The organism is Tahibacter sp., assembly GCF_035481375.1.
Classification (GTDB): Bacteria; Pseudomonadota; Gammaproteobacteria; order Xanthomonadales; family Rhodanobacteraceae; genus Tahibacter.
The window spans coordinates 14,614-38,980 of sequence record NZ_DATIGT010000261.1 but is presented as its reverse complement, the minus strand read 5'-3'; the positions used below and the strand labels follow the sequence as shown (position 1 = coordinate 38,980).

The 24,367-nt window shown below is 69.1% G+C and carries 17 protein-coding genes, 1 tRNA gene and 1 pseudogene; 5 read left to right on the top strand and 14 right to left on the bottom strand.

What is annotated here, in order from left to right; genetic code table 11:
- Positions 1-2 precede the first annotated feature (2 nt).
- From VLF18_RS17025 to kdsB, 6 genes and pseudogenes are all read right to left on the bottom strand, one after another.
- Positions 3-75: transfer RNA gene (locus VLF18_RS17025), tRNA-Gly, on the bottom strand.
- A gap of 83 nt (positions 76-158) precedes the next feature.
- Positions 159-722: a CDP-diacylglycerol--glycerol-3-phosphate 3-phosphatidyltransferase gene (gene pgsA / locus VLF18_RS17020; protein WP_325280823.1), complete on the bottom strand. Its 564-nt coding sequence runs from the start codon at positions 720-722 to the stop codon at positions 159-161.
- A 141-nt stretch (positions 723-863) separates the two neighbouring features.
- A pseudogene (gene uvrC / locus VLF18_RS17015) lies at positions 864-2,693 on the bottom strand (excinuclease ABC subunit UvrC).
- A gap of 122 nt (positions 2,694-2,815) precedes the next feature.
- Positions 2,816-4,243, bottom strand: coding sequence for a thioredoxin-like domain-containing protein (locus VLF18_RS17010; protein ID WP_325280820.1), 1,428 nt, complete (start codon positions 4,241-4,243; stop codon positions 2,816-2,818).
- 58 nt (positions 4,244-4,301) lie between these two features.
- Positions 4,302-4,757 (bottom strand): low molecular weight protein-tyrosine-phosphatase, encoded by a 456-nt coding sequence (locus tag VLF18_RS17005; RefSeq protein WP_325280819.1) that lies wholly within the window; start codon positions 4,755-4,757, stop codon positions 4,302-4,304.
- 336 nt (positions 4,758-5,093) lie between these two features.
- Positions 5,094-5,867, bottom strand: coding sequence for a 3-deoxy-manno-octulosonate cytidylyltransferase (gene kdsB / locus VLF18_RS17000; RefSeq protein WP_325280818.1), 774 nt, complete (start codon positions 5,865-5,867; stop codon positions 5,094-5,096).
- A 144-nt stretch (positions 5,868-6,011) separates the two neighbouring features.
- Between kdsB and VLF18_RS16995 the strand changes: the two genes are divergently transcribed.
- The gene (locus VLF18_RS16995; RefSeq protein ID WP_325280817.1) at positions 6,012-6,344 is read left to right on the top strand and encodes a hypothetical protein; all 333 of its coding nucleotides are present in this window, start codon (positions 6,012-6,014) and stop codon (positions 6,342-6,344) included.
- Here the strand turns inward: VLF18_RS16995 and dbpA are convergent, their stop codons facing one another.
- Both dbpA and VLF18_RS16985 read right to left on the bottom strand, forming a co-directional pair.
- Positions 6,345-7,715, bottom strand: a complete 1,371-nt coding sequence (dbpA, locus tag VLF18_RS16990; protein ID WP_325280816.1) for an ATP-dependent RNA helicase DbpA — start codon at positions 7,713-7,715, stop codon at positions 6,345-6,347.
- Between the two features lie 185 nt (positions 7,716-7,900).
- Positions 7,901-9,565, bottom strand: coding sequence for a wax ester/triacylglycerol synthase family O-acyltransferase (locus VLF18_RS16985; RefSeq protein ID WP_325280815.1), 1,665 nt, complete (start codon positions 9,563-9,565; stop codon positions 7,901-7,903).
- 196 nt (positions 9,566-9,761) lie between these two features.
- On the opposite strand from VLF18_RS16985, the gene VLF18_RS16980 reads away from it, so the two are divergent.
- The gene (locus VLF18_RS16980; RefSeq protein ID WP_325280814.1) at positions 9,762-10,913 is read left to right on the top strand and encodes a cation:proton antiporter; all 1,152 of its coding nucleotides are present in this window, start codon (positions 9,762-9,764) and stop codon (positions 10,911-10,913) included.
- Between the two features lie 7 nt (positions 10,914-10,920).
- On the opposite strand, the gene VLF18_RS16975 is transcribed toward VLF18_RS16980, so the two are convergent.
- Positions 10,921-12,330 carry a deoxyribodipyrimidine photo-lyase gene (locus VLF18_RS16975; protein ID WP_325280813.1) on the bottom strand — a complete coding sequence of 470 codons (1,410 nt, stop codon included), beginning with the start codon at positions 12,328-12,330 and terminating at the stop codon, positions 10,921-10,923.
- Positions 12,331-12,545: 215 nt separating this feature from the next.
- On the opposite strand from VLF18_RS16975, the gene VLF18_RS16970 reads away from it, so the two are divergent.
- The 3 genes from VLF18_RS16970 to VLF18_RS16960 all read left to right on the top strand — a co-directional run bounded on the left by VLF18_RS16970 (position 12,546) and on the right by VLF18_RS16960 (position 20,763).
- Complete coding sequence (locus VLF18_RS16970) at positions 12,546-17,495, top strand: alpha-2-macroglobulin (RefSeq protein ID WP_325280812.1); 4,950 nt, start codon at positions 12,546-12,548, stop codon at positions 17,493-17,495.
- A 125-nt stretch (positions 17,496-17,620) separates the two neighbouring features.
- Positions 17,621-19,978: a penicillin-binding protein 1C gene (pbpC, locus tag VLF18_RS16965; protein WP_325280822.1), complete on the top strand. Its 2,358-nt coding sequence runs from the start codon at positions 17,621-17,623 to the stop codon at positions 19,976-19,978.
- Between the two features lie 356 nt (positions 19,979-20,334).
- Entirely contained in the window at positions 20,335-20,763 is a 429-nt protein-coding gene (locus VLF18_RS16960) for a hypothetical protein (protein WP_325280811.1), read from the top strand.
- Between the two features lie 45 nt (positions 20,764-20,808).
- Here the strand turns inward: VLF18_RS16960 and VLF18_RS16955 are convergent, their stop codons facing one another.
- The 5 genes from VLF18_RS16955 to VLF18_RS16935 are packed head-to-tail and all read right to left on the bottom strand — an operon-like array spanning position 20,809 to position 24,120.
- Positions 20,809-21,168, bottom strand: coding sequence for a DUF7079 family protein (locus VLF18_RS16955; protein ID WP_325280810.1), 360 nt, complete (start codon positions 21,166-21,168; stop codon positions 20,809-20,811).
- A 19-nt stretch (positions 21,169-21,187) separates the two neighbouring features.
- The gene (locus VLF18_RS16950; RefSeq protein ID WP_325280809.1) at positions 21,188-21,694 is read right to left on the bottom strand and encodes a hypothetical protein; all 507 of its coding nucleotides are present in this window, start codon (positions 21,692-21,694) and stop codon (positions 21,188-21,190) included.
- 23 nt (positions 21,695-21,717) lie between these two features.
- Positions 21,718-22,035 (bottom strand): DUF6587 family protein, encoded by a 318-nt coding sequence (locus VLF18_RS16945; RefSeq protein WP_325280808.1) that lies wholly within the window; start codon positions 22,033-22,035, stop codon positions 21,718-21,720.
- 1 nt (position 22,036) lies between these two features.
- The gene (gene feoB, locus VLF18_RS16940; RefSeq protein ID WP_325280807.1) at positions 22,037-23,875 is read right to left on the bottom strand and encodes a ferrous iron transport protein B; all 1,839 of its coding nucleotides are present in this window, start codon (positions 23,873-23,875) and stop codon (positions 22,037-22,039) included.
- Entirely contained in the window at positions 23,872-24,120 is a 249-nt protein-coding gene (locus tag VLF18_RS16935; protein WP_325280806.1) for a FeoA family protein, read from the bottom strand. The genes feoB and VLF18_RS16935 overlap by 4 nt, the downstream gene beginning before the upstream one ends.
- Positions 24,121-24,367: the final 247 nt, after the last annotated feature.

The window sequence follows — 24,367 nt, the reverse complement described above, 5'->3', positions numbered from 1 at the left end:
GGAGCGGGAAACGAGACTCGAACTCGCGACCCCGACCTTGGCAAGGTCGTGCTCTACCAACTGAGCTATTCCCGCACCGGAGACCGCGCATTTTAGGGATTGGCCGATCGATGTCAACAGTTTGAAAGATCGATCGCCGCGGATCCGTTCGTTCCCGCTCAGTGGTCGCGGTCGCGCAGCACCGGCCAGGCCGCGCGCACGTAGACCAGCGCCGACCAGATCGTCAGCGTCGCGGCCGCGACGAGCAGATATTCGCCGATGCGGTAGAGGCGCAGCTCGGGAAAATCGTGCTGATGCAGCAGCACGACGAGCGCGATCATCTGCACGATGGTCTTGATCTTGCCGACCGTCGCGACGCCGACCTTCGCGCGCTGGCCGATCTCGGCCATCCACTCGCGCAGCGCGGAAATACTGATTTCGCGGCCGACGATCACCGCGCTCGTCACCGCGAGCATCGGCGTCGGATTCTGCTGCACGAGCAGGAACAGCGTCACGGCGACCATGAGCTTGTCGGCAACCGGATCGAGAAACGCGCCGAACGCCGAGGTCATGCCGTAGCGCCGCGCGATCCAGCCGTCGAGCCAGTCGGTCAGCGCGGCAGCGATGAAGATGCCGGCGGCCGCGAGGTTCGCGCCACGGAACGGCAGGTAGAACACGATCACCATCACGGGCAGCAGCACGATGCGAAACAGCGTCAGCATCGTCGGCAAGGTCAGACGTATCGGTCGCACGGGCTTCCCTGGAAAAGTCGCTGAAAATTCCGGAACCCGCTTCGGATCGGCGAATCGCTCCGAATCGCGGGCGGCGGCCCATCGCCTGCGCAGCACGCACCGCGCGCCGAGTGTGACATGGCGGCGCGTGACTCAGCCATGAAATCGCGCGTAGATGCGTTCGGCGAGATCCCTGCTGACCCCTTTGACCTGCATGAGTTCCTCCACGCCGGCCGCGGCGATGCCGGACAGGCCGCCGAACTGCTTGAGCAGCGCCGAACGCCGCCGTGCGCCCACTCCCGGGATTTCCTCGAGGCTCGATTTCTCGCGCGCCTTCTCGCGGCGCTGGCGATGGCCGGTGATCGCGAAGCGATGCGCTTCGTCGCGGATCGACTGCACGAGATGCGAGGCCGGCGAATCCGGCCCCGGCCAGACGCTGCGGCCGGTCGCGCCGATGATCAGCGTTTCGTGCCCGGCGCGGCGCTCCGGCCCCTTGGCCACACCGACGACGAGCACCGAGGCGATGCCCAGTTCCTCGAGCACGGCGAGCGCCTGTGCGACCTGCCCCTTGCCGCCGTCGATCAGCAGGATGTCGGGCATGACCCCCTCACCTGCGGCAAGGCGCTTGAAGCGCCGCTCCAGCGCCTGATGCATTGCGGCATAGTCGTCGCCCGCGGTGATGCCGCTGATGTTGAAGCGCCGGTAGTGCGATTTCTCCGCCCCCTCGTGGCCGAACACGACGCAGGACGCGACCGTGGCCTCGCCCAGCGTGTGGCTGATGTCGAAACACTCGATGCGCGCCGGCGTCTCGTCGAGTTCGAGCAGTTCGCGCAGCGCCTCGAAGCGGTCGCGCACGGTCTGCCGGCTCGCGAGCCGCGCCGCAAGCGCCGCGGCGGCGTTCTTCTACGCGAGTTCGAGAAACCGCGCGCGCTCGGCGCGCACGCTGGTCTTGATCCCGACCTTGCGTTCAGCCTGTGCGGCCAGCGCTTCGCCGAGCACCTCGAATTCCTCGCCCGCGTGACCGACGATGATTTCCTCAGGCGGCGGGCGTTCGAGGTAGTACTGCGCGATGAAGGCGGCGAGCACGTCAGCCTCGCTGGCATCCAACGGCAGCCGCGGGAAGAAATCGCGCGAGCCCAGGCTGATGCCGTTGCGGAAGAACAGCACCGACACGCAGGCCAGGCCGTTGTCGATCGCGATGCCGAGCACATCCATGTCGGCGCTGGCGCCGTGCACGTAGTGGCGCGCCTGCACCTGCTTGAGCGTCGCGACCTGATCGCGCAGCGCCGCAGCCTTCTCGAATTCCAGCGCGCGGCTCGCCGCTTCCATGCGCGCGACCGTTTCGTCGATGACCTGATTGCTCTTGCCATCGAGAAACATCGCCGCATGACGGACGCTCTGCGCGTAGTCCGCATCGTCGACGAGCCCGACGCAGGGCGCGCTGCAGCGCTTGATCTGATACTGCAGGCACGGACGCGAGCGGTTGCGGAAATAGCTGTCCTCGCACTGGCGCACGAGAAACAGCTTCTGCATGAGGCTCAGGCTCTCGCGCACCGCGTAGCCGCTCGGAAACGGGCCGAAGTAGCGTCCCTTCTCGGTCTTGGCGCCGCGGTGGAACCCCACGCGCGGCGCTTCCGGACCTGCGGAAATAAAAATATACGGATAGCTTTTGTCGTCGCGCAGCAGGATGTTGTAGCGCGGCTTCAGCGACTTGATGAGCTGAGCCTCGAGGATCAGCGCCTCGCCTTCGGTGCGCGTCAGCGTCGTCTCGACGCGCGCGATCTGCGCGATCATCGCCATGATGCGCGGTTCCAGCCTCGGCTTCAGGAAATAGCTGCCGACGCGTTTCTTGAGGTCGCGCGCCTTCCCCACATAGAGCAGCTCGCCGCGCGCGTCGATCATGCGATAGACGCCCGGTGAGCTGGTCAGGTGGCGGACGAAGGCCTTGCCGTCGAACGGCACGGGAGCTGGGCTGGTTTCCATGCGGCGGATTGTCGTGCGAAGCGGGACTTATGTGCGCGGAATCAGCCGAATCAAGTCCCGGCGCAACGCGAAGGAGGGCGCGACGCCACCATGAGGCACGGGCGAGCCGCCCTGCCCCGGCATCACTCGCCGACCGCGACGCGCTGGCAGCTTCCGTTGGCGAGATCGACGCGCACGATCTCGTGCGCGTTCGTGTTCGCGATCCACAGCGCGCCGCCGGCGAGGCTGACGCCTTCGGGTTCATGGAAGCGATACGGCAGACTGAAGCTGCGCGTCTCGCCGTTCTTGAGGTTGATCGCCTTGAGCTTGCTGTTGTAGCTGTCGGCGACGAAGACGAGCCCCCGCGGATCCACGGCGACGCCCTGCGGATGCTGCAGCCGCACGGCGTCGCGCTTGCCGGCGGCGTCGCCGAACTCCCAGGGACCGGCCCCGACGACGGTCGTCACCTGGCGGTCGGCGATGCGGATCGCGCGCACCGCGCCGGCGCCGGCATCGACGACGAACAATGCCGGCCCGAGCGCGGCGATGCCGGCCGGCTGCGCGAAACTCGCGTAGGCGCCGGCGCCGTCCTGCAGGCCGAAGTGGCCCGATCCGGCGAGCACGTCGAGCGTACTTCGCGTGAGATCGAGGTCCCAGACCTGATGCTGCCCGGCCACGGTCACGTAGAGGTGCTCGTTGTGCGCGACGAGATCGACCGGTGCGCAGAGGCCGACCGCCGTCGGTTCGCCGTGCTGCTGGGGCCGGTCGCGGCCGGCCCTGCCGGTGCCGATCACCGTCTCGACGTCGCCGGCGAGCAGGCGGATGCGGCGCACCGCGTGGTTGCCGGTGTCGGCGACGTAGAGCGCGTCCTTCGCGAGCGCAAGCCCCTGCGGCGAGGCCAGGCCGCAATCGACGAGACGACCGTCCCAGTAGCCGGCGTTGCCCGAACCGAACTGCCGCAGGATGCGGCCTTCGTGCGTGGTCTCGAGCACGCGATGGTGCGCCGTGTCGGCGATGTAGAGGTGCCGGTCGGTCGCCACGACGCGCGCCGGGAACGCGAGCGGCAGCCGCGGCTCGGGCCGGCCGACCGCGGGCCAGCCTTCGTAGACGCGGGTGTCGTTCGCGATCGCATCGTCGAGCAGGTGAGTGATGCGGCGATCGATTTCCTGCCGCCGCCCTTCGCCCGTGAAGATCGCGACCGGCCGCGCCTGCGCGTCGAGCAGCACGACGCTGGGCCAGGCCTGCACGCCAAGTTTCTGCCAGAGCACGAAGCCCGGATCGTTCGCGACCGGATGACGCAGATGGTGACGGTTGACGGCCTTGAGCACCGCGGCCGCCGTGCGCTGCGCCGAATAGCGCGGCGTATGCACGCCGATCACGCAGAGCCCGTCGTGGTGCCGGCTTTCGAGCCAGGCGACGTCGGCGAGCAGGTTCACGCTGTTGACGTGGTCGCAGGTCCAGAAATACAGCAGCGTCGCACGCCCGAGCAGTTGATCTCGCCGCGGCACCTGGTCGGTGTTGACCCAGTCGAGCTCTGCGGGAAATTCGAACGCTTCGACCTGCTGCCCCATCGCTGCCGCTCCGCTGCTGCCGTGCCCGGCGATTATGCGCAATCGGCCCGGGTCTGCGTTACTCCGCGTCGCGCGCGACGATCGCGCGCGCGATGGCTTCGGCGAGATCGACGACCGCCTCGAAGCCCTCGGCGTTGCCGTAGTACGGATCCGGCACGTCCAGCGGCTGGGGCAGTCCCGCGTGGGCCAGTGCCAGCGCAACGCGCGCCGTCGCGTCCGCCGGCCGGCGCCGCACGATCTCCGCGAGATTGCTGCGGTCGGCCGCGAGCAGCCAGTCATAGCGCCGGAAATCCGCCGCGCAGAGCTGGCGCGCGCGGTGCGCCGCGAGCGAATAGCCGCGGCGCTGCGCCGAGGCGCGGCTGCGCGGATCGGCGCCGTGCCCCAGATGCCAGTCGCCGGTGCCGCAGGAAGCGATCTCCCAGTCGAGGCCGGCTTTCTCCGCATGTGCGCGCAGCACGGCCTCGAGGACGGGCGAGCGGCAGATGTTGCCGAGGCAGACGAACAGGATCTTCATGAGAATGAGTGTGAAGGAGCGCGCAGCGAGTGGGCGAGGTGCCTGAACTCCCTCTCCGCCGAGCTTGCTCGGGGGAGAGGGTCGGGGCGAGGGGGAGAAACGTCAGCAAAGCAGGCGGCCAGACTTTCGCCACTACTGTTCGTCGATCGCAAACATCGCAGCACCTCGCTCGCCGGTCGTTCCCGGCCCACCCGACCCTCTCGCCCGAGCAAGTTCGGCGGAGAGGGCTTGGACATACTCGATATTTTCGCTTTCGACTCGTCGACGAACAGGATCTTTGAAGAATGATTGCCGGGGAGTGAACAACGGGGCGGCGGCGCGATTTTTACTCTTTTGTCACTTCTCCCACTCTCCACTCCCCGTCAGCAGCGCATTCACGCGCGCGAGATCCTCCGGCGTGTCGACGCCGGCGGGAAACGGCTCGGGCGCGATGCGTACGGCGATGCGATAGCCGTGTTCGAGCACGCGCAGTTGTTCCAGCGACTCGGCCGCCTCGAGCGGCGTGCGCGAGAGCTGCGTGTAGCGGCGCAGGAAGCCCGCGCGATAGGCGTAGATGCCGATGTGCCGCAGGAACGGCACGCCCTCGGGCAGCGCGTCGCGCGAGACCATGAACGCATCGCGCGCCCAGGGCATCGGCGCGCGGCTGAAATACAGCGCCTGCTCGCCGGCCGCGACGAGTTTCACGCAGTTCGGGTTGAACAGTTCCTCGGCCGAGCGGATCGGCGTGGCCAGCGTGGCCATCGGCGCGTCGTTGGCGATCAGCGCCTCGGCGACGGCGCGGATGCCGCCGGGCGGCGCAAGCGGTTCGTCGCCCTGCAGGTTCACGACGACGGTGTCGTCGGACCAGCCGCGCTGCTCCACGCATTCGGCCAGGCGATCGCTGCCCGAGACATGGCCGGCGCGCGTCATGCAGACGGTGACCGGTTGCCCGGCGAACGCCGCGGCGATGCGCGCATCGTCGGTCGCCACGACGACCTCGCGCGCGCCCGCGGCGAACGCGCGCCGCGCGACGTGTACGACCATGGGCTCGCCGGCAATCAGGCTCAGCGGCTTGCCGGGCAGGCGCGTCGAAGCATAGCGGGCGGGAATCGCGACGATGAAGTCGGTCATGGGCGCATCCGTCAGGCGATCAGGCGATGAATCCGCGATTGTAGGCGAGCGGCGCGGCATCGCGCGCCGGGCCGTCTCACGGAATCTGGACAGCGCGTTCTTCAACCTCGCCGCGTCGCGCAAGCGCTCCCGAAAGGACCTGCCATGCACCGCCCGCCCCTGCTCGCCGCCGCCCTGTTCGTCGCAGCGCTGTTCGCCCCGACGGCGAATGCCAGCGCGCCGGACGCCTGGAACGCGCACTATCGCGACGTACTCGCGCGCTGCCTTGCCGCCAGCCAGCTCGACCGCGCGCATCCCGACAGCGATCTCATGCTGTTCTCCGACGACCTCGGCACCGCGCTGATCGTTCGCGGAAAGCCCGAAGGCAAGTCGGCCGAGGTCCGCAAACTCTGCATCGTGCGGCGCGGCGAGCGCGGCGCGCTCGAAATCCAGCCGGTCGACGACGGCATCGATCCGCGCACGCTGCCGAAACGCTGATCAGACGAGCTTGCGCACGCGGAAGCTGCGGCCCTTGATCTTGCCTTCGCGCAGGCGCGCAAGCGCTTTTTCCGCGGTGTCGCGCGCGACCGCGACGTAGGCGCGCGTGTCGAAGATTGCGATCTTGCCGACCTCGCTGCCGGGAATGCCGGCCGAGCCGGTCAACGCGCCGAGGATGTCGGCCGGCCGCAGCTTGTCCTTGCGCCCGGCGTCGATGACCAGCGTCTGCATCGGCGCGAGCTGGCCGGTGCGCAGCTTGCCCGGCGCGAACTTCGGCGCTTCCCAGCGCAGCGGCTTGCCGAGCCGTTCCTCGATGACTGCGGCACGCGTCTTCTCGCGCGCGCTGCACAGCGTCAGGGCGAGTCCGCTGCGGCCGGCACGGCCGGTGCGTCCGCTGCGATGCACGTGCGTGTCGGCATCGCTGGCGACGTCGTACATCACGACCACCGGCAGGTCTTCGATATCGAGGCCGCGCGCGGCCACGTCGGTCGCGACGAGGATCGAACAGCTGCGGTTCGCGAAGCGCACGAGCACTTCGTCGCGGTCGCGCTGCTCGAGGTCGCCGTGCAGCGCGAGCACGGAATGTCCGCGCGCATCGAGCGCGGCGGCGACGTCCTGCGTGTCGCGGCGCGTGTTGCAGAACACCATCGCCGACTCGGGCTTGTGTTCGGCCAGCAGGCCCGCGAGCGCGTCGAGCTTGCGCTCGGGCTCGACCTCGTAGAAGCGCTGGACGATCTCGGCCGGCGCGTCGACGTCGACGGTGACCTCGACCGGATCGCGCTGGAACTCGCTGCTCAGCGCGCGGATCGCTTCGGGAAACGTCGCCGAGAACAGCGCCGTCTGGCAGTCGCGCGGCGCGAACTTCACGATGCTGCGGATCGCGTCGGCGAAACCCATGTCGAGCATGCGGTCGGCCTCGTCGAGCACGAGCACGCGCAGGGCCGAGAGTTCCAGACTGCCTTTTTCCAGATGTTCCAGAATGCGCCCGGGCGTGCCGACGACGACCTGCGGCATGTGCACCAGCGATTCGACCTGCACGCGCAGCGGCACGCCGCCGCAGAGGATCGAAAGCTTCAGATTAGGCAGGAACCGCGCGAGCGGCCGGATCGCCTTGCCGACCTGGTCGGCGAGTTCGCGCGTCGGCGTCAGCACGAGCGCCTGCAGCGGCCCGGCCGCATCGATGCGCGCGAGCAGTCCGAGGCCGAACGCCACGGTCTTGCCGCTGCCGGTGCGCGCCTGCGCGATCACGTCGCGCCCGTCGAGCAGCGGCGGCAGCGCCTGCTCCTGCACCGGCGTCAGCGTGTCGAAGGACAGCGCCGCAAGCGCCTGCACGAGCGGCGGCGGCAGGGACAGCGAAGACGGATCGGACATGGGAATAAGCCGTGACGCGGCGCGGCAGTGTAGCCGGCCCGGAGCCGCAGGCGAACCCCGGCGGCGACGCGCGCGAAATCCCGTCGGTTGCGACGCGCCACAGACGGACCGCGACGGGAACGCGCGCGGATCCGTAGGCTGCTGCGGTTTGCCTCAGGCTCACCGCAACCCGCAGGTTGCGCCGATCACGAACCGCCGTCGCGCCCGCCGGCATTCGCGCGGAACCGCCCGAGTTCCGCATCGAACGCGGCCGCGTCCCGCGGTGCCTTTTTCTTCTCCGACTTGCGCGCGGCCGGTTTCGTCGATGCGGCAGCGGCGGCCTTCGAGCGGCGCGGCGCACGCACCTTCGCCGGCGGTCGCGGCGCGGCTTCTTCGCGCGCAGCCGCGGCCGCAAAATGCCGGTACGTCGCTTCGGCATCGCCGGCGCTGAGTTCGCCGTCCCAGTCTTCCATCATCGTGGCGAGCACGAGCTTCTCGAATTCGCCCGCGAAGCGCTGCACGACCGATTCCGGATCGGCCACCAGCTTCGCGTCGACGATCAGTCCGAAATGCACGTTGCCGTTGTAGCTCAGGATCGAGATGCCCATGCCGATCGAACCGTTCTGCGGCACCCAGAACATGAGCTCGCGCACGCGCGCGCCGGCCAGATAGAGCGGCATCTGCGGCCCGGGCACGTTGGTCGCCACGGCCGTGGCCTTGCGGCTGAACAGTTCGAGCGCGGCACGCTGCACCGCGGCCGGCGCCATGCCGACGGCGGCCAGCAGGCCGAACGTCAGCGCCGCCTGGCGCGAACGCTTGAGTTCGCGCATGTTCGCCGCGACGCGTTCGAGCCGACGCAGCGGATTGGCTTCGCCGATCGGCAAGTCGAGGAACACGAGCCCGAAATGATTGCCGAGCTTCTTCGCGTGTTCGAGCGGCCGCAGATTCACCGGCACGGTCGCACGGATCGTGATGCCGTCGGCGGCCTGTCCGTTGTCGACGAGATGGCCGCGCAGCGCACCGGCGGCGCAGGCCAGCAGCACGTCGTTGACCGTGCAGCCGAGCACCTTGCCGAGCGTCTTGACTTCGTCCAGCGGCAGCGGCTCGGCCCAGGCCGCGCGCTTGCTGACGCCGAGCGGCCCCTTGAACGCGGTCGGCGGATCGTCGGGCAGGGCCAGCGCGATCGCGAGTTCGCGCGTGATCTCGCCGCCCTCGCGCGCGAGTTCCGCGGCGATCGCGGGATCTTTCCACATTTCCAGACCTTTGCCGAGCACCTTCTCGCCGGCGCCGAGCGCCTTGGCGAAGCCGGCCTTGGTCGGTTCGAGCAGGCGCTCCATGACGCCGCCCTGGTCCTTCTTCAGCCAGACCTTCGCGAGTTCGGCGTGCTGCTCGACCGACGGCGACGCGTCGGTCAGCGACAGCAGCACCTGCACGAGCGCGAGGCCGTCGGCATAGCAGTGATGAATGCGCGAGATCAGCACGCTGCCGCCGCGGTAGTCCTCGACGACGTGGAACTGCCACAGCGGCTTGGAATGATCGAGCGGACTCGAAGCGAGCTGGCTCACGAGACGTTCGAGCTCGAGCTTTTCCGCCGCCCCCGGCAGTGCGGTCAGACGCACGTGCCAGTCGAGGTCGAAGTCGCGATCGGTTTCCCAGGCTGCGGAACTGCCGTTGTCGACAGCCTTCTGGCGGAACCGGCGATACGCGAGGAAGCGCTCGCCGATCAGTTGCTTCAGTGCCGCGAGATCCAGGCGCGTCTCGAACATCAGCACGCCGGTGATCATCATGAGATTGGTCGGACTTTCCATGCGTAGCCAGGCCGTGTCGACCTTGGACATCGCATCACGCTTGCCGCGCAACACCTCGAACATGCATTCCTCCCGCCGCGGTGTGCCCCGCGATCGCTTCCCGCGTTGTAGCATCGGTGCAGGAGAGGAAAGAGTAAATAGGGGAGGAGTTGGAGCGAACAGATAGAGGTTGGCGGTTAGAAACTGCGGAAGCGCCGCGGCTGCCCCGCCCCGGCCTTCTGCAGTTTCTAACCACTGCCCTTTAGTTCCAGAAGCTCCCATGCACCACGCCAGCGACATCCTCCTGAGCCTGTTCATCATCTTCGTCGCCGCGCAGATCGGCGCCGAACTCGCGTCGCGCCTGAAACTTCCGGGCGTCGTCGGCGAGATCGCCGCGGGCTGCCTCGTCGGACCGTCGGTGCTCGGCTGGATCGCGCCGAACGAACCGCTCGAAGTCCTTGCGGAAATCGGCGTCGTGCTGCTGCTGTTCTCGGTCGGCCTCGAGACGCGACTGGACGACCTGAAGAAAGTCGGACGCAGCGCCCTGCTCGTCGGCGTGCTCGGCGTCGCGATCCCGTTTGCGCTCGGCTCGCTGTGGGCGCACACGAGCGGTTTCGACTGGTCCAAGTCGCTGTTCGTCGCCGCCGCCTTCGTCGCCACGTCGGCCGGCATCACGGCGCGCGTACTGCAGGAACTCGGCGCGCTGCAGCGCGTGGAAAGCCGCGTGATCCTCGGCGCGGCGGTCATCGACGACATCCTCGCGATGCTGCTGCTCGGCGTCGTCGTCGCGCTGCAGGCCGGCGGCGAGATCAAGATCGGCCATCTCGCCGTCGTGCTGCTCGAAGCCGTCGGCTTCCTCGCGATCATCGGCTGGGTCGGCACGCGCGTCATGCGCCGCGGCTCGCAATGGCTCGAACGCCCGGCCAATCCGCTGTCGCCGCTGACCATCGTGCTCGCGATCTGCCTCGGCCTGGCCTACCTGTCGACGCAGTTCGGCCTCGCCGCGATCATCGGCGCATTCCTCGCCGGCATGATCGCGTCCGAAACCCGGCAGCGCGAGACGCTCGAACACCAGACCCAGCCGCTGCTCGCGCTGCTGACGCCGTTCTTCTTCGTCCTGACGGGCAGCAAGATCGACCTCGCCGAACTCGCGAACGCCGAAGCGCTGTGGATGCTCGCCGTCGTCACCGTCATTGCGATCGTCTCGAAATTCATCGGCGGCTTCTTCGGCGCCTATTCGCTCGGCAAACGCGGCGCGAGCATCGTCGGCGTCGGCATGGTGCCGCGCGGCGAAGTCGGCGTCGTCATCGCGAGCCTCGGCCTCTCCGCCGGCGTGTTCTCGCCGCGCATCTACGCCGTCATCGTCGCGATGTCGCTGCTGACCGCGATGGTCACGCCGCCGATACTCGCGTGGCAGCTCAAGCGCAGCTGACCGCACTTCAACGCGACTGGTACGCCTGCAACGCCGCCTCGCGCGTCTCGCCCAGATCCACGATCGGCTCCGGATACCCGCTGCGCGCGAGCAGATCCGGCTGCTTCCACGGTGCGTGGATGTTCTTGAACGCGTGCCGCGACAGTTCGGGGATCCAGCGCTTGATGTAGGCGCCGTCGGCGTCGAAACGCTCGCCCTGCGTGACCGGGTTGAAGATGCGGAAATACGGCGCGGCGTCGGCGCCGGTGCCCGCGGTCCATTGCCAGCCCTGCGTGTTGTTCGCGAGGTCTGCATCGACGAGCGTGTCCCAGAACCAGCGCGCGCCGTGGCGCCAGTGCAGGCGCAGGTTCTTGCAGAGGAAACTCGCGACGAGCATGCGCACGCGGTTGTGCATCCAGCCCGTGTGCCAGAGTTCGCGCATGCCGGCGTCGACGATCGGAATGCCGGTGCGGCCGCGCTGCCACGCGGCCAGTTCGTCGCCGCGCGGTTCGCGCCAGGCGAAGCCGTCGAACGCCGGATTCAGGTTTTCCTGCGGCGTCTGTGGAAAGTGATACAGCAGGTGATGCGAAAACTCGCGCCAGCCGAGTTCGCGCAGAAACGGCTCGGCTGCCTCGCGCCAGCGTTCGCCGCGCTCGCGGCCGAGTTCATCGAGGCGCCAGTGGATCTGCTGCGGCGGGATCTCGCCGAAATGCAGGTGCGGCGACAGCCGCGACGTGCCGGTCGTTGCCGGGAAATCGCGCTGCTCCGCGTAGCCGCGCATCGCGTCGTCGCAGAAATCGTCCAGCGCCCGCGCCGCGCCGGCCTCGCCGGGCTGCCACGCCGCAGAAAAGCCGGTGTCCCACGGAATTCGCGGCAGCAGGTCGAGCGCATCGAGCGGCACGTCGCCCTTGATCGTCACACCGTCGATGCGCTCCGGCGCCGCGGCCGGCGGACGCGGCTGCAGCGCCGCGCGCACCTTGCGCCAATAGGGCGTAAAGACGCGATACGGCCCGCCCTGACCCGTCGCGACATCCCAGGGCTCGATCAGCAGATGCGCGTTGCTGCTGTGTGCTTCGGTGCCCTGCATCTTCAACGCGTGCTTGACGTATGTGTCGCGCGCGATCGCGGCAGGTTCGTAGAGCCGGTTCCAGTAGACCGCCTCGGCGCCGCTCTCGTGTATCGCGTCCTGCAGCACGGCCAGACTGTCGCCGCGCCGGATCTGCAGCGGCGCGCCGCGGCGGCGCAGATTCTCAGCCAGCGCCGCGAGCGAATGATGCAGCCACCATTGGCTCGCCGCGCCGGGCTCCCACGGCGATTCCTCGTGCGGCGCATGGACGTAAAGCGGAACGATGCGCGCGTGGCCGCGCAGCGCGCGTTCGAGCGCAGGATTGCCGGCGAGACGCAGATCGCGGCGGAACCAGACGATGGCGGTGGTCATGCGGCTTCCGGAGAAGGAAATAGGATAGGACGTAGTAACTGGCGTCGCAGTGCCGGGCGTTTTTCTCTGGTTGCTGCCTCCTTCTCTCTGGTTGCTACCTGCTCGTACCGCCTGCTACCCGGCGCCGCATCGCCAACCTGCCTCGCCCCCGCCCGCAGTTCGCCAGAACGCCGGCCGTATACTGCCGCAGCCATCGTCAACCGGGAATGAGATCGATGCCTGCCTTCGCCCTGTCGTCACGGACGCGCCCGGGATGGCGCGCCGCGCTGCTCTGCACCGTACTGCTCTGCATCGCTGTGTTCCTCGCGGCCTGCAACCGCAGCGAACCGAAGCTGCCGCAGGCGCAGGGGACGCCGCCCGCCGCGCCCGTCGAGGCGAAGCCTGCAAGCGCGGACTTCGCGATCGCCGCGGCGAACGCCGCGCCGTATCAGGGCCAGCTCGCGGTCGCGCTCGAATTCACCCAGCCGCTGGTCGGCGCGCAGACCTTCGACGACCTGCTGTCGGTCAAGGACGCCAAGGGTGCGGCGGTCAGCGGCAGCTGGGCGCTCGACGACGATGGGAAAACCCTGCGTTTTCCCTATGTACAGGCCAACCAGACGTATACCGTTACCGTGCGCGGCGGCCTCGCCGCCGTCGACGGCCGCACGGTCGGCAACGACGTCACGCGCGAGGTGTTCACCGGACCGCTGGAACCCGCGGTCGGCTTCGCCTCGCAGGGCAGCGTGCTGCCGGCGCGCGAGACGCGCGGCATTCCCGTGGTGTCGGTGAACGTCGCCGAAGTCGACGTCGAATTCCTGCGCGTGCGCGACAAGGAACTGTCGACGTTCTTCGCCGGCTACCGGAACAACGAACGCCGTTCGAGCTACGACCTCGACGCCGACAGCGGCTGGTGGGGCCGCAAGGGCGCGCCGGTGGGACGCATCGCCGACTCGGTCTACGCGAACCGCTTCGTGCTCGGCGGCACGCGCAACGAACGCACGCTGACCTATCTGCCGATCCAGAACATCGCCGAACTCGCGAAACCCGGCCTGTATTTCGCCGTGATGAAGCGCGCCGGCTCGTTTACCGGCGAATGGGAGACGAGCTACTTCTTCGTCAGCGACATCGGCCTGCACACGCGCGCCTATCGCGAGCAGCTGTTCGTGCACGCGGCCTCGCTGAAATCCGGCGCGGCGCTGTCGGGCGTCTCGCTGTCGATACTCGACGCCAAGGGCGAATCGGTGCTCGATGCGCAGACCGACGCCGACGGCAATGCGCTGCTCAACTACCGGCTCACGCCGGACCAGGTGCTCGTCGCGCGCAGCGGCGAGGACGTCTCGCTGCTGCCGTTCAACCAGCCCGCGCTCGACCTGTCGGACTTCGCCGTCGCCGGCCGCCGCCAGGAATGGTTCGACGTGTTCGCGTGGTCGGGCCGCGATCTCTACCGCCCCGGCGAAACCGTACGCGTGTCCGCGCTGCTGCGCGACAGCGACGGCAAGCCGATTCCGCCGCAGCCGGTGTTCCTGACGCTCAAGCAGCCCGACGGCCGCCCGTGGAGCCAGGCCAGGCTCGACCCGCGCGAGCTCGGCTATCTCGAATGGACGCAGGAAATTCCGGCCGATGCGCCGACCGGCCGCTGGCAGATCGAGTTCCGTCTCGATCCCGCGGCCAAGGAAGCGAACCAGGCGCTGTCGCTGCGCATCGAGGAATTCCTGCCCGAGCGCCTGAAGCTCGATCTCGCGAGCGCGCAGGAACGCCTGCGCGCCGGCGACAAGCTCGCGCTCGACGTGCAGGGCGACTATCTCTACGGCGCGCCGGCCGCCGGCAACCGCTTCACCGCGCGCCTGACCATCGCCAACGACGCGCACCCGCTGGGCGCGCACAAGGACTTCTTCTTCGGCGATCCGACGCTGGAACTGCCGAAGGACGCGCGCGACGTGGTCGACGAGAAACTCGACGACGCCGGCAAGCTGCGCCGCGAGATCGACGTGCTCGGCGACATCAAGGCGCAGGCGCCGATCGCCGCGATGCTGTCGGGCAGCGTCTACGAAAGCGGCGGGCGCAGCGTGACGCGCACGCTCAAGCGCACCGTCTGGCCGGCCGACGCGCTGGTCGGCGTGCGTCCGCTGTTCGATCCGAAGGACGGCGCCGGCGCGAACACGCGCGTCGGCTTCGAGCTGATCCGCGCGAACGACAAGGGCGAACTGCTCGCGGCGCAGGGGCTCAAGCTGAGCCTCGTGCGCGAAAACCGCAATTACCACTGGAGCTACGACAAGACCAGCGGCTGGCGCTTCGACTACACGCGCCGTTTCGACACGGTGGAGACGCGCGACCTCGCGACGACGGCCGGCCAGGCCGTCAAGGTCGACCTGCCCGTCGAATGGGGCGGCTACCGCCTGGAAGTGCTCGATCCGGCGACCGGACTCACGCTGCGCTATCCGTTCACGGCGGGCTGGAGCTGGGACGACGAGAACCGCGGCACGGAAGCGCGTCCCGACAAGATCAAGCTCGCGCTCGACAAGCAGCATTACCGCGCCGGCGACACGCTGAAGGTCACCGTGACCGCGCCGCAGGCCGGCACCGGACTGCTGCTCGTCGAAAGCGACAGGCTGCTCTACACGCGGCCCATCGCGGTCAGGGACGCGACGACGTTCGAGATTCCGGTCACGGCCGACTGGGAGCGGCATGACGTCTATGTCAGCGCGCTCGTGCTGCGCGGCGGTTCCGCCGCAAGTAAGGTCACGCCGGCGCGCGCGGTCGGCGCCGCCCACGTGAGCATGGATCGCACCGAACGAAAGATCGCCGTGGAGATCAGCGCGCCGGCGCAGGCGAAGCCCGAACAGCCGCTGCCGGTCGAGATCAAGGCCCCGGCGCTCGCGGGCAGGACCGCGTATGTCACCGTGTCGGCCGTCGACGTCGGCATCCTCAACATCACGCGCTTCGTGCGGCCCGATGCGGTCGCGTGGTTCTTCGGCCAGCGCCGCCTCGGCATCGACGCGTACGATCTCTACGGACGTCTCATCGAAAGCTTCGACGGCGCGCTCGCGAAACTGCGCTACGGCGGCGACATGGCGCCGTCCGCACTGCCGCAGGCGCGGCGGCCGACGGCCAAGGTGCAGACCGTCGACCTGTTCTCCGGCGCGGTGAAGCTCGACGCGCAGGGCCATGCGAAGCTCGAGCTGCCCGTGCCCGACTTCAACGGTACGCTGCGCGTGACCGGACTCGTGTTCGGCGAGGACCGCTACGGCGGCAATGACACCGAGACCGTCGTGCGCGCGCCGCTCGTCGCCGAAGTGTCGACGCCGCGCGTGCTCGCGCCGGGCGACGGCGCGACGCTGACGCTCGATCTCAGCAATTTCTCAGGGAAGGAACGCGTATTCCGCGTGCGCGTCGAGGCCGATGCCCCCTTGCGCATCGCCGACGCGGCACGCACGCAGGCGCTCGCCGACGGCGCGAAGAAGACCCTGCAGTTCGCGCTGTCGGCCGACGAAGGCATGGGCGTCGGCAAATTCCGCGTATCCGCCGAATCGGACGAACTCAAGCTCACCCGCGAATTCGAGATCGCCGTGCGTCCGGCCTGGCCCGCGGTGATCCGCTCCTCGCCGCAGGTGCTGCAGCCCGGCACGTCGCTCGGTCTCGGCAGCGGCGCGATGGAAGGACTGATCGCCGATTCGGTCAATGCGAGCCTGAGCATCAGCGCGCTGCCGCCGCTGCCGTTCGCGACGTCGGTGCGCGGCCTGCTCGGCTATCCCTACGGCTGCATCGAACAGACCGCGAGCCGCGGGTACGGCGTGCTCGTGCTCGACGCCGACAACGCGAAGCATCTCGGCATCACACCGCTGCCCGACGACGCGCGCCGGCGCATGATCGACAACACGATCAGCCGCATCTCGGCGATGCAGGTGCCGTCGGGGCATTTCTCGATGTGGGGCGGCGAAGGCGCCGTCGACACGCTGCTGACGCCCTACATCGTCGAGTTCCTGCTCGATGCGCGCGACGCCGGCTTCGCCGTGCCCGACAGCGTGCTGCAGAAGGCACTCAAGCGCATCAACGACGACCTGCTGTCGGGCGGCCACTATTACTACGCGTTCGACCAGGCCGATCATCTGCGCTTCGCCGACCAGGCCTGGTCGGCCTATGTGCTCGCACGCGTGCAGCGCGCGCCGCTCGGCACGCTGCGCACGCTGTTCGACAACGAGCGCGCGAAGTCCATCACCGCGCTGCCGCTCGTGCACCTGGGCATCGCGCTGAGCCTGTCCGGCGACGCGACGCGCGGCCGCCAGGCGCTCGACGAAGCGTTCGCGAAGAACGTCGAACGGCCGCGCTATCTCGGCGACTACGGTTCCGACCTGCGCGACGCAGCACTCATGGTCGCGCTCACGCACCGCGCGAATCTCGCCAGGCCCGAGTACGACGAAAGCGTGGTCGCGCTCGGCCGCGAACTGATCGCGAAGAAGACCGGCAACCGGCTCTGGCTCAGCACGCAGGAACAGAGCGCGATCGCGCGGCTCGGCAAGGCGCTGATCGCGCGCGGCGATGCGAAGGTCGGCGGCACGCTGAACCTGGGCGGCGCAAATGAAGCGATCGCGCCGGCGCCGATCTGGAGCCGCAGCTTCGATGCCGCCGCACTGCGCGCCGGCGTGCGCGTCGCGCCCGATGCGACCGCGCCGCTCTACGTCAGCGAAGACGTCGCCGGCATTCCGAAGGCCCCGCCCGCCGCCGACGACAGCGTCGTCGCCATCCAGCGCCAGTGGTACGCGCTCGACGGCACGCCGTGGGACGGCGGCGAGCTCAAGGAAGGCGAAGGGCTGATCGTCGGCATCAGACTCGAATCGAAAGAGACGATGCGCGACGCCCTGCTGATCGACCTGCTGCCCGGCGGACTCGAAATCGAGAACTTCAACCTGACCGACGCCAAGCAGTGGGCCGATGTCGTCGTCGACGGCGTGCAGATCGCCGAACGCACCTATGCCGCCGACGTGAAGCACGAGGAGTTCCGCGACGACCGCTACGTCGCCGCGCTGAGCCTCGCGCAAGGCCAGAAGGCGCACGTGTTCTACCTCGTGCGCGCGGTGTCGCCAGGCAGCTACGTCGTGCCGCCGACGACGGTCGAGGACATGTACCGCCCGCAGATCCGCGGCGTCGCACGCAGCGTGCCGGCGCGCGTGACGGTGGTGCAGCCGTGAACGGCGTTTCCGCGACAGAGCCCGGCGACGCCGCCGCGCATTCTTCACAAAGAAACGCCGCGTAGCTGGCAACTTCCGTGGCAACGCAGACCACCGCCGACTCCCCGGACGCTCGCCAGGCAAGCCTGGCGACGGGAGCCGCATCCCGCTGGCGTCGCTGGCTGCGCCGCACCGTCGTCGGCGTCGCCGCAACCCTCGTCGCGGCGGTCGCGCTCGACCTCCTCTTCCCGCTCCCGCTGCCCGACGAGGACAACGCGAGCACCGTGGTGCTCGCGCGCGACGGCACGCCGCTGCGCGCGTTTCCCGACGCGGACGGCATCTGGCGCTATCCGACGGCGCCCGACGCGGTGTCGCCGCTGTACCTCGACGCGCTGCTGACCTACGAGGACCGCTGGTTCCGCATGCATCCCGGCGTCAATCCGCTCGCGCTCGCGCGCGCCGTCGTGCAGCGCGTGCGTCATGGTCGCACCGTATCGGGCGGCTCCACGCTGACCATGCAGGTCGCGCGCATCATCGATCCGCATTCGCGCAGCGCGCTCGGCAAACTGCGCCAGGTGCTGCGCGCGCTGCAGCTCGAAGCCCATCTGAGCAAGGACGAAATCCTCACGCTGTATCTGAATCACGCGCCGTTCGGCGGCACGATCCAGGGCGTCGAGGCCGCGTCCTGGGCTTATCTCGGCAAATCCGCGGCGAACCTGAGCCACGCCGAAGCCGCGCTGCTCGCGGTGCTGCCCCAGGCGCCGAGCCGGCTGCGTCCCGATCGCCATCCGGACCTCGCGCAGCGCTATCGCGACAAGCTGCTCGCGCGCATGCGCGAGCTCGGGCGCTGGACCGCCGCCACCGTGCAGGATGCGCAGCACGAGCGCGTGACCGCGCGCACGCTCGATCCGCCGCTGCAGGCCGCGCTGCTCGCGCAGCGCCTGCGCGTCGAGTCGCCGCGCGAACGCGGCATCCGCTCGACGATCGACCGCGAACGCCAGGCCGCGATGGAAGCGCTCGTCGCCGGCTACCTCGCGAAACTTCCGGAACGCACGTCGGCGGCCCTGCTGCTCGTCGACAACGCCAGCCTCGAAGCACTGGCCTACGTCGGCTCCGGCGCGTTCGCCGATCCGCAGCGGCTCGGCCACGTCGACATGGTGCGCGCCGCGCGCTCGCCGGGTTCGACGCTGAAGCCGTTTCTCTACGGCCTCGCGCTCGACGACGGGCTGATCCACTCCGAGAGCCTGCTCGTCGACGCGCCGCAGTCCTTCGGCGGCTATCGCCCGGGCAACTTCGACCAGGCGTTCAACGGTCCGGTCAGCGCCGCCGACGCGCTGCGGCTGTCGCTGAACGTGCCGGCGGTCGACCTGCTCGATCGCGTCGGCGCCGCACGCTTCGCCGCGCGGCTGGCCAACGGCGGGCTGAATCTGCAATGGCCGCGCGGCGCGAGCCCGAATCTCGCGCTGATCCTCGGCGGCACCGGTGCGACGCTCGAAGACCTCGTCGGCGCCTACGCGGCGTTCAACCGCGGCGGCCTCGCCGCGCACGTGCGCCTGCGCGCCGCCGATGCGCTCGTCGAACGCCGCCTGCTGAGCCCGGGCGCGGCGCACATCGTGCGCAGCGTGCTCGAAGCGAATCCGCGCCCGGGCCAGAGCCGCGACACGTTCGATCCGGGACGCCGCGCGCGGCTCGCCTGGAAGACCGGCACCTCGTACGGATTCCGCGACGCCTGGGCGCTCGGCACGACGCGCCGCTACACGCTCGGCGTCTGGGTCGGCCGTCCCGACGGCACGCCGGTGCCGGGCCAGTACGGCGCCGTGACCGCGCTGCCGCTGCTGTTCCAGGCGGTCGACAGCCTGCCGCGCGCCGCCGAGGACGCCGCGCCGGCAGTACCACCTTCCACAGTTACCGAACTGGATATCTGCTGGCCGCTCGGCACCGCGCCCGAACCCGGGCAGCCGCAGCTCTGCCAGGAAAAACGCAGCGCGCTCGTGCTGGCCGGCACGATTCCGCCGACCCTGCCCGAGCGCGAAGCCACGGCCTGGCACGCCGCGCGCCTGTCGCTGCGCATCGACGCCCGTACCGGCCGCCGCCTCAGCGGCGGCTGCCGCGCCGCGCAGGAACGCACACGCGTCGTCGCGCGCTGGCCCGCGCTCGCACAGCCGTGGCTCGGCGCCTGGCAGCGCAAGGCCTCGCAACTGCCGCCGCTCGCGCCGGGCTGCGCCGACGACGGCCTCGACGGCGGCGCGAACCTCACGATCGCCGGCGTCGCGCCCGGCAGCACCCTTGCGCGCGCGCCCGGCAGCACGCAGCCGCCGCACCTGTCGCTGCGCGCGCTCGGTGCGCAAGGCACCGTGCAATGGCTCGTCAACGGCCGCATCAAGGCCGCGCTCGACGCGAGCAAGCCGTTCGAGCACGACTTCGACGAGCCCGGCCCGCAGGCGATCACGGCGATGACGCCGTCGGGTAATTTTTCACAGTTGGAAATTCAGGTGCTGCGCTGAAGCGCACCGGCCTCCGCCTCCGGCGACGCTGCCGGGTGCGCGCGCACCGCCCGCGTGCGCAGACCTCCGGCCGGCGCTGCTTTCCGCAGCCGGACCCTCGCGGCGGACCGGTCGACCGTTCGCATGCGCACCGCGAAAGATCCGGACGCGTGATAGCCAATTCGCTTCATCTGCGCTTTGTAAACAAGCTCGCGATGTAGCAACACGGAAAAGTCGTAGTCGGCACTTCCGCGACCGGCCCGCCCTGCGGCCGGACAGGCGGCGCGTGCCGGTCCGCGCAGAGACGCGCGCGTTTGCGGCGCCACCGTCCGGCATCAGCGCCGGATCAACCCCTGCCGTTTGAACGGAGAAAGTCCATGAAACTGCGTCATGTCCTTGCACTCGCTCTCGCCGTCGCCGCTGCGCCCGACGCCTTCGCCGAAGGCAAAGGTCCGACCAGCAAGACCGACCGCTCCGAAAACACCGTGCCCGTCACCGCGACGGGCAGCACGTCGCTGGCCTGCTATTTCCAGAAAGGCAGCGACATCAAGTGGTACTGGGGCCTCAACTCGGATTCGAGCTGGTATTCGCTGCCGGGCGACTGGCAGACGACCCCGTACACCAAACTCGAGAAATTCTTCTCGACCGCGAGCCAGAGCAACATCACGACCGCCTGCTCGAACTCGCAGACCTACTACGGTCTCGTCGGCTATTCGCTGATGGCGGCTTTCGCTTCGCAGAAGAGCGCCGGCTTCAACTATCCGATCATCGTCGGCGGCAACACCGAGCTCTGGCCGCAGTACTGAGGCACTCGCGTCGCGGCGGCGCGGGCCGCCGCGGCGCCCGGCCGGTCATGTCCCGCGCAAGGCCGCGACGGCGGCGCGCAGGGATTCCCAGTCTTTGCGCGCATCCGCATGCAGCCGGCGCCACGGCAGCGGCCGGCCGTAACGGTGTTTCGCAAGAATCCGCCGCTGCAGCGACTGAATTTCGAAGCCGCGCCATTCGGGCGCCGCCGACAGCAGATTGAACGCGACCGCAGGCCTGACCTCGTTCCAGAAGATCGCCTCGAGTTCCTCGATGGAATACGCCGACTCGGCGCAGACGCGCGCGATCTGCGGCAGCAGGCACGCCGGATCGGTATCCATCCAGAAATATTGCATCTGATCCCAGATGCGGCTGCGCGCGTCGAGATCGTCGGCCGGTGGTTTCATGCCCGGTGCCGCAGCGAGTTCACCAGAAGCGCCACCACGGCTTCTTCGCCGACGCGCCCGCTCGCGGCGAGCCGCCGTTCGCGCCGGCCGCGACTTCCGGAAGCGCCGTGCCTGCCACATGATGCTGAATCACGCCCGGCGCAGGTTCGCCGACGCCGGACGGCCGCGGGAACGGCGTTGGCTGCCTCAGCAGAAGCGCCGCCACGAGGAAATCGAGCAGTCGCGCTTCGTATTCGCGCGCCGCCGGATCGTCCTTCGCGAACGTGCTCGACCAGAGCGCCTCGACGACGACGACACCGTCCCCGCGCGGCGCCAGCGTCAGGCGGTAGACCGGCAGGCCGGTCCAGCTCCGATGCAGGAACAGATAAGGGGATTCATGGAAGATGAACCATTTGTCTTCCATCTGCTCGGGCACCAGGCCCTCGGCGATGCGCGCGAACTGCGCGGCGGAATACGTGGCCGCAAACGGCAGCGGCACGCCGTCGCCAAACGGCTCGCGCTTCCAGGATGCCGCCGTCGCCGCCATCGCCGAAGCTCCTTCGTTGGGCGCTACGTGCGCCGCAGCGGCTTGGGTTCCGCCAGCGTCATGGCCGCCGGCGCGGGTTCGGACCGGGTCGCGCACGCGCCGCAGCTGCTGCAGCCGCCGGAACTCGCGCAGGCGCTGCCGACGCTCGACGGAATGCGCGCGCGCAGACGCGCGCCGAGCCTTTGCGCGAAAGCCGGCGCACCTGAGGATTCGAACAGGTCCGCGATGCGCGCGAGCCCCCTGCCCCAGACCGACGGCAGGTATTTGCGCAACACGCTCGTGGCCGCAGCCGCGACGATCACGGCGACGACGGCGTACTGCAGCGCGAGCGAGGCGTTCATCTCAACTCAACGCCTTGGTTGTCTGGAACGTGATGAACGACGCGGCGTACGCGAGCGCGAACAGATAGCCCGCGGCGATCCAGACATTGCGCCACGAATTCGTCTCGCGGCGGATCACGGCCAGCGTCGACAGGCACTGCGGCGCGAAGATGAACCAGACCAGCAGCGACAGCGCGGTCGCGAGCGGCCACTGCGTCGCGATCAGCGGACCGAGCTCGGCGGCGATCGTGTCGTCGGAACCCGACAGCGCATAGACGGTGCCGAGCGCCGATACCGCGACTTCGCGCGCGGCCAGTCCCGGAATCAGCGCGATGCAGATCTGCCAGTTGAAGCCGATCGGCGCGAACACGACTTCGAGCCATCGGCCGATGCGGCCGGCGAAGCTGTAGTCGATCGCGGGACCCGTCGCACCTTCCGGCGGCGCCGGGAACGTCGACAGGAACCACAACAGGATCGTCAGCGCGAGGATGATGCCGCCGACGCGCTTGAGAAATATCCACGCGCGCTCCCAGAGGCCGATTGCGAGATCGCGCGGATGCGGCCAGCGATACGACGGCAGTTCGAGCATCAGCGCGTGTTCGCTGCGATCGCGGCGCAGCCGTTTCATGACGAACGCGACGGCCAGCGCGCTGACGATGCCGGCGACGTAGAGCCCGAACAGCACGATGCCCTGCAGATTGAAGATGCCGCCGACGGTGCGCTGCGGAATGAACGCGGCGATCAGCAGCGTGTAGACCGGCAGGCGCGCCGAGCAGGTCATCAGCGGCGCGACCATGATCGTGGTCAGCCGGTCGCGCGGATCCTGGATGCTGCGCGTGGCCATGATGCCGGGGATCGCGCAGGCAAAGCTCGACAGCAGCGGAATGAACGAGCGGCCGCTCAGGCCCGCCTTGAACATGAGCCGGTCGAGCAGGAACGCCGCGCGCGGCAGGTAACCCGATTCCTCGAGCGCGAGGATGAAAAGAAAGAGAATCAGGATCTGCGGCAGGAACACGAGCACGCTGCCGATGCCCGCGAACAGGCCGTCGTTGAGCAGGCTGCGCAGCGGCCCTTCGGGCATCGCCGCGACGCTCCACTCGCCGAGCGCCTTGATGCCGCCCTCGATGCCTTCCATCAGCGGCTCGGCCCAGGAGAACACGCTCTGGAAGATCAGGAACATGAGCCCGGCGAGCAGCACGAGTCCCCAGACCGGATGCAGCGCGACGCGGTCGATCGCGTCGTCGATCGCCGCGGTGCGCGTCGGCATGCTGACCGCCGCCGCGAGCAGGCGGCGCACTTCCGCATGCAGATCCTCATCCGCCTCGCCGACGACCGCCGGCGGCGGCACGACCGCGTCGAGCCGCTCGACGAGCGCCTTCGCGCCCGCGCGGCGCACGGCCACCGTTTCGATGACGGGAATGCCGAGCTCGCGTTCGAGCGCGGCGATGTCGATGCGGATGCCGCGGCGCGAGGCCGCATCCATCATGTTCAGCGCCAGCACGACCGGCAGGCCGAGCCGGCGCACTTCGAGCACGAAGCGCAGGTGCAGGCGCAGGTTCGTCGCATCCGCCACAAAGACCAGCAGGTCGGGCCGCACTTCGCCGGCCGCGATGCCCAGGCAGACGTCGCGCGTGATCGCCTCATCCGGGCTCGCCGCATCGAGACTGTAGGCACCCGGCAGGTCGAGCAGATCGACGACGCGCCCCGACGGCGCCGTATAGCGGCCCTGCTTGCGCTCCACCGTGACGCCGGCGTAGTTCGCGACCTTCTGCCGGCTGCCGGTCAGCAGATTGAACAGCGCGGTCTTGCCGCAGTTCGGATTGCCGACGAGCGCGATACGCAATGCCGCAGCCGTACTCATGAATTCGCTCCGGCTGTCTGCAGCTGCACACGCGCCGCCTCGCTGCGCCGCAGCGCGAAACGCGTGAAGCCGATCTGCACGAGCAGCGGATCGGCGCCGACCGGCCCCTGCGCGACGAGCTTGACCGGTTCGCCCGCGACGAAACCCAGATCCCGCAGGCGCCGGGCGATCGGATCGGCACTGCCGACATCCTCGACCTCGCGCACGACGGCCGTGTTGCCCGGAAGCAGTTCGGAAAGTCGCACAGGCAGATAGGCACTAAATAAGAATGGTTCGCGATTGTACCTGAGGGAACCGGGTGCGGCGAGGGGCGGCGGGCGAGTGATGGAGCGAATGAAGAGGAGCGAGAAACGGGAGAAGGCGGCTACGCTGCACCCTGCCACCCGTTTCTCACTCCACTTACTGTTTTCCCGCCTCGCAGTTATCCGGACAAACGCCTCGGCCGCCGCCCGCCGCCGCCGCTATCATTCGCCTTTCCCGGAGGGAGGGATC

What these genes read in the sequence shown, in the direction of transcription:
- VLF18_RS17010 (WP_325280820.1), bottom strand. Translation starts at nt 4,243, where the DNA reads ATGGGGCAGCAGGTCGAAGCGTTCGAATTTCCCGCAGAGCTCGACTGG.
- VLF18_RS17005 (WP_325280819.1), bottom strand. Translation starts at nt 4,757, where the DNA reads ATGAAGATCCTGTTCGTCTGCCTCGGCAACATCTGCCGCTCGCCCGTC.
- kdsB (WP_325280818.1), bottom strand. Translation starts at nt 5,867, where the DNA reads ATGACCGACTTCATCGTCGCGATTCCCGCCCGCTATGCTTCGACGCGC.
- VLF18_RS16995 (WP_325280817.1), top strand. Translation starts at nt 6,012, where the DNA reads ATGCACCGCCCGCCCCTGCTCGCCGCCGCCCTGTTCGTCGCAGCGCTG.
- dbpA (WP_325280816.1), bottom strand. Translation starts at nt 7,715, where the DNA reads ATGTCCGATCCGTCTTCGCTGTCCCTGCCGCCGCCGCTCGTGCAGGCG.
- VLF18_RS16985 (WP_325280815.1), bottom strand. Translation starts at nt 9,565, where the DNA reads ATGTTCGAGGTGTTGCGCGGCAAGCGTGATGCGATGTCCAAGGTCGAC.
- VLF18_RS16980 (WP_325280814.1), top strand. Translation starts at nt 9,762, where the DNA reads ATGCACCACGCCAGCGACATCCTCCTGAGCCTGTTCATCATCTTCGTC.
- VLF18_RS16975 (WP_325280813.1), bottom strand. Translation starts at nt 12,330, where the DNA reads ATGACCACCGCCATCGTCTGGTTCCGCCGCGATCTGCGTCTCGCCGGC.
- VLF18_RS16970 (WP_325280812.1), top strand. Translation starts at nt 12,546, where the DNA reads ATGCCTGCCTTCGCCCTGTCGTCACGGACGCGCCCGGGATGGCGCGCC.
- VLF18_RS16960 (WP_325280811.1), top strand. Translation starts at nt 20,335, where the DNA reads ATGAAACTGCGTCATGTCCTTGCACTCGCTCTCGCCGTCGCCGCTGCG.
- VLF18_RS16955 (WP_325280810.1), bottom strand. Translation starts at nt 21,168, where the DNA reads ATGAAACCACCGGCCGACGATCTCGACGCGCGCAGCCGCATCTGGGAT.
- VLF18_RS16950 (WP_325280809.1), bottom strand. Translation starts at nt 21,694, where the DNA reads ATGGCGGCGACGGCGGCATCCTGGAAGCGCGAGCCGTTTGGCGACGGC.
- VLF18_RS16945 (WP_325280808.1), bottom strand. Translation starts at nt 22,035, where the DNA reads ATGAACGCCTCGCTCGCGCTGCAGTACGCCGTCGTCGCCGTGATCGTC.
- feoB (WP_325280807.1), bottom strand. Translation starts at nt 23,875, where the DNA reads ATGAGTACGGCTGCGGCATTGCGTATCGCGCTCGTCGGCAATCCGAAC.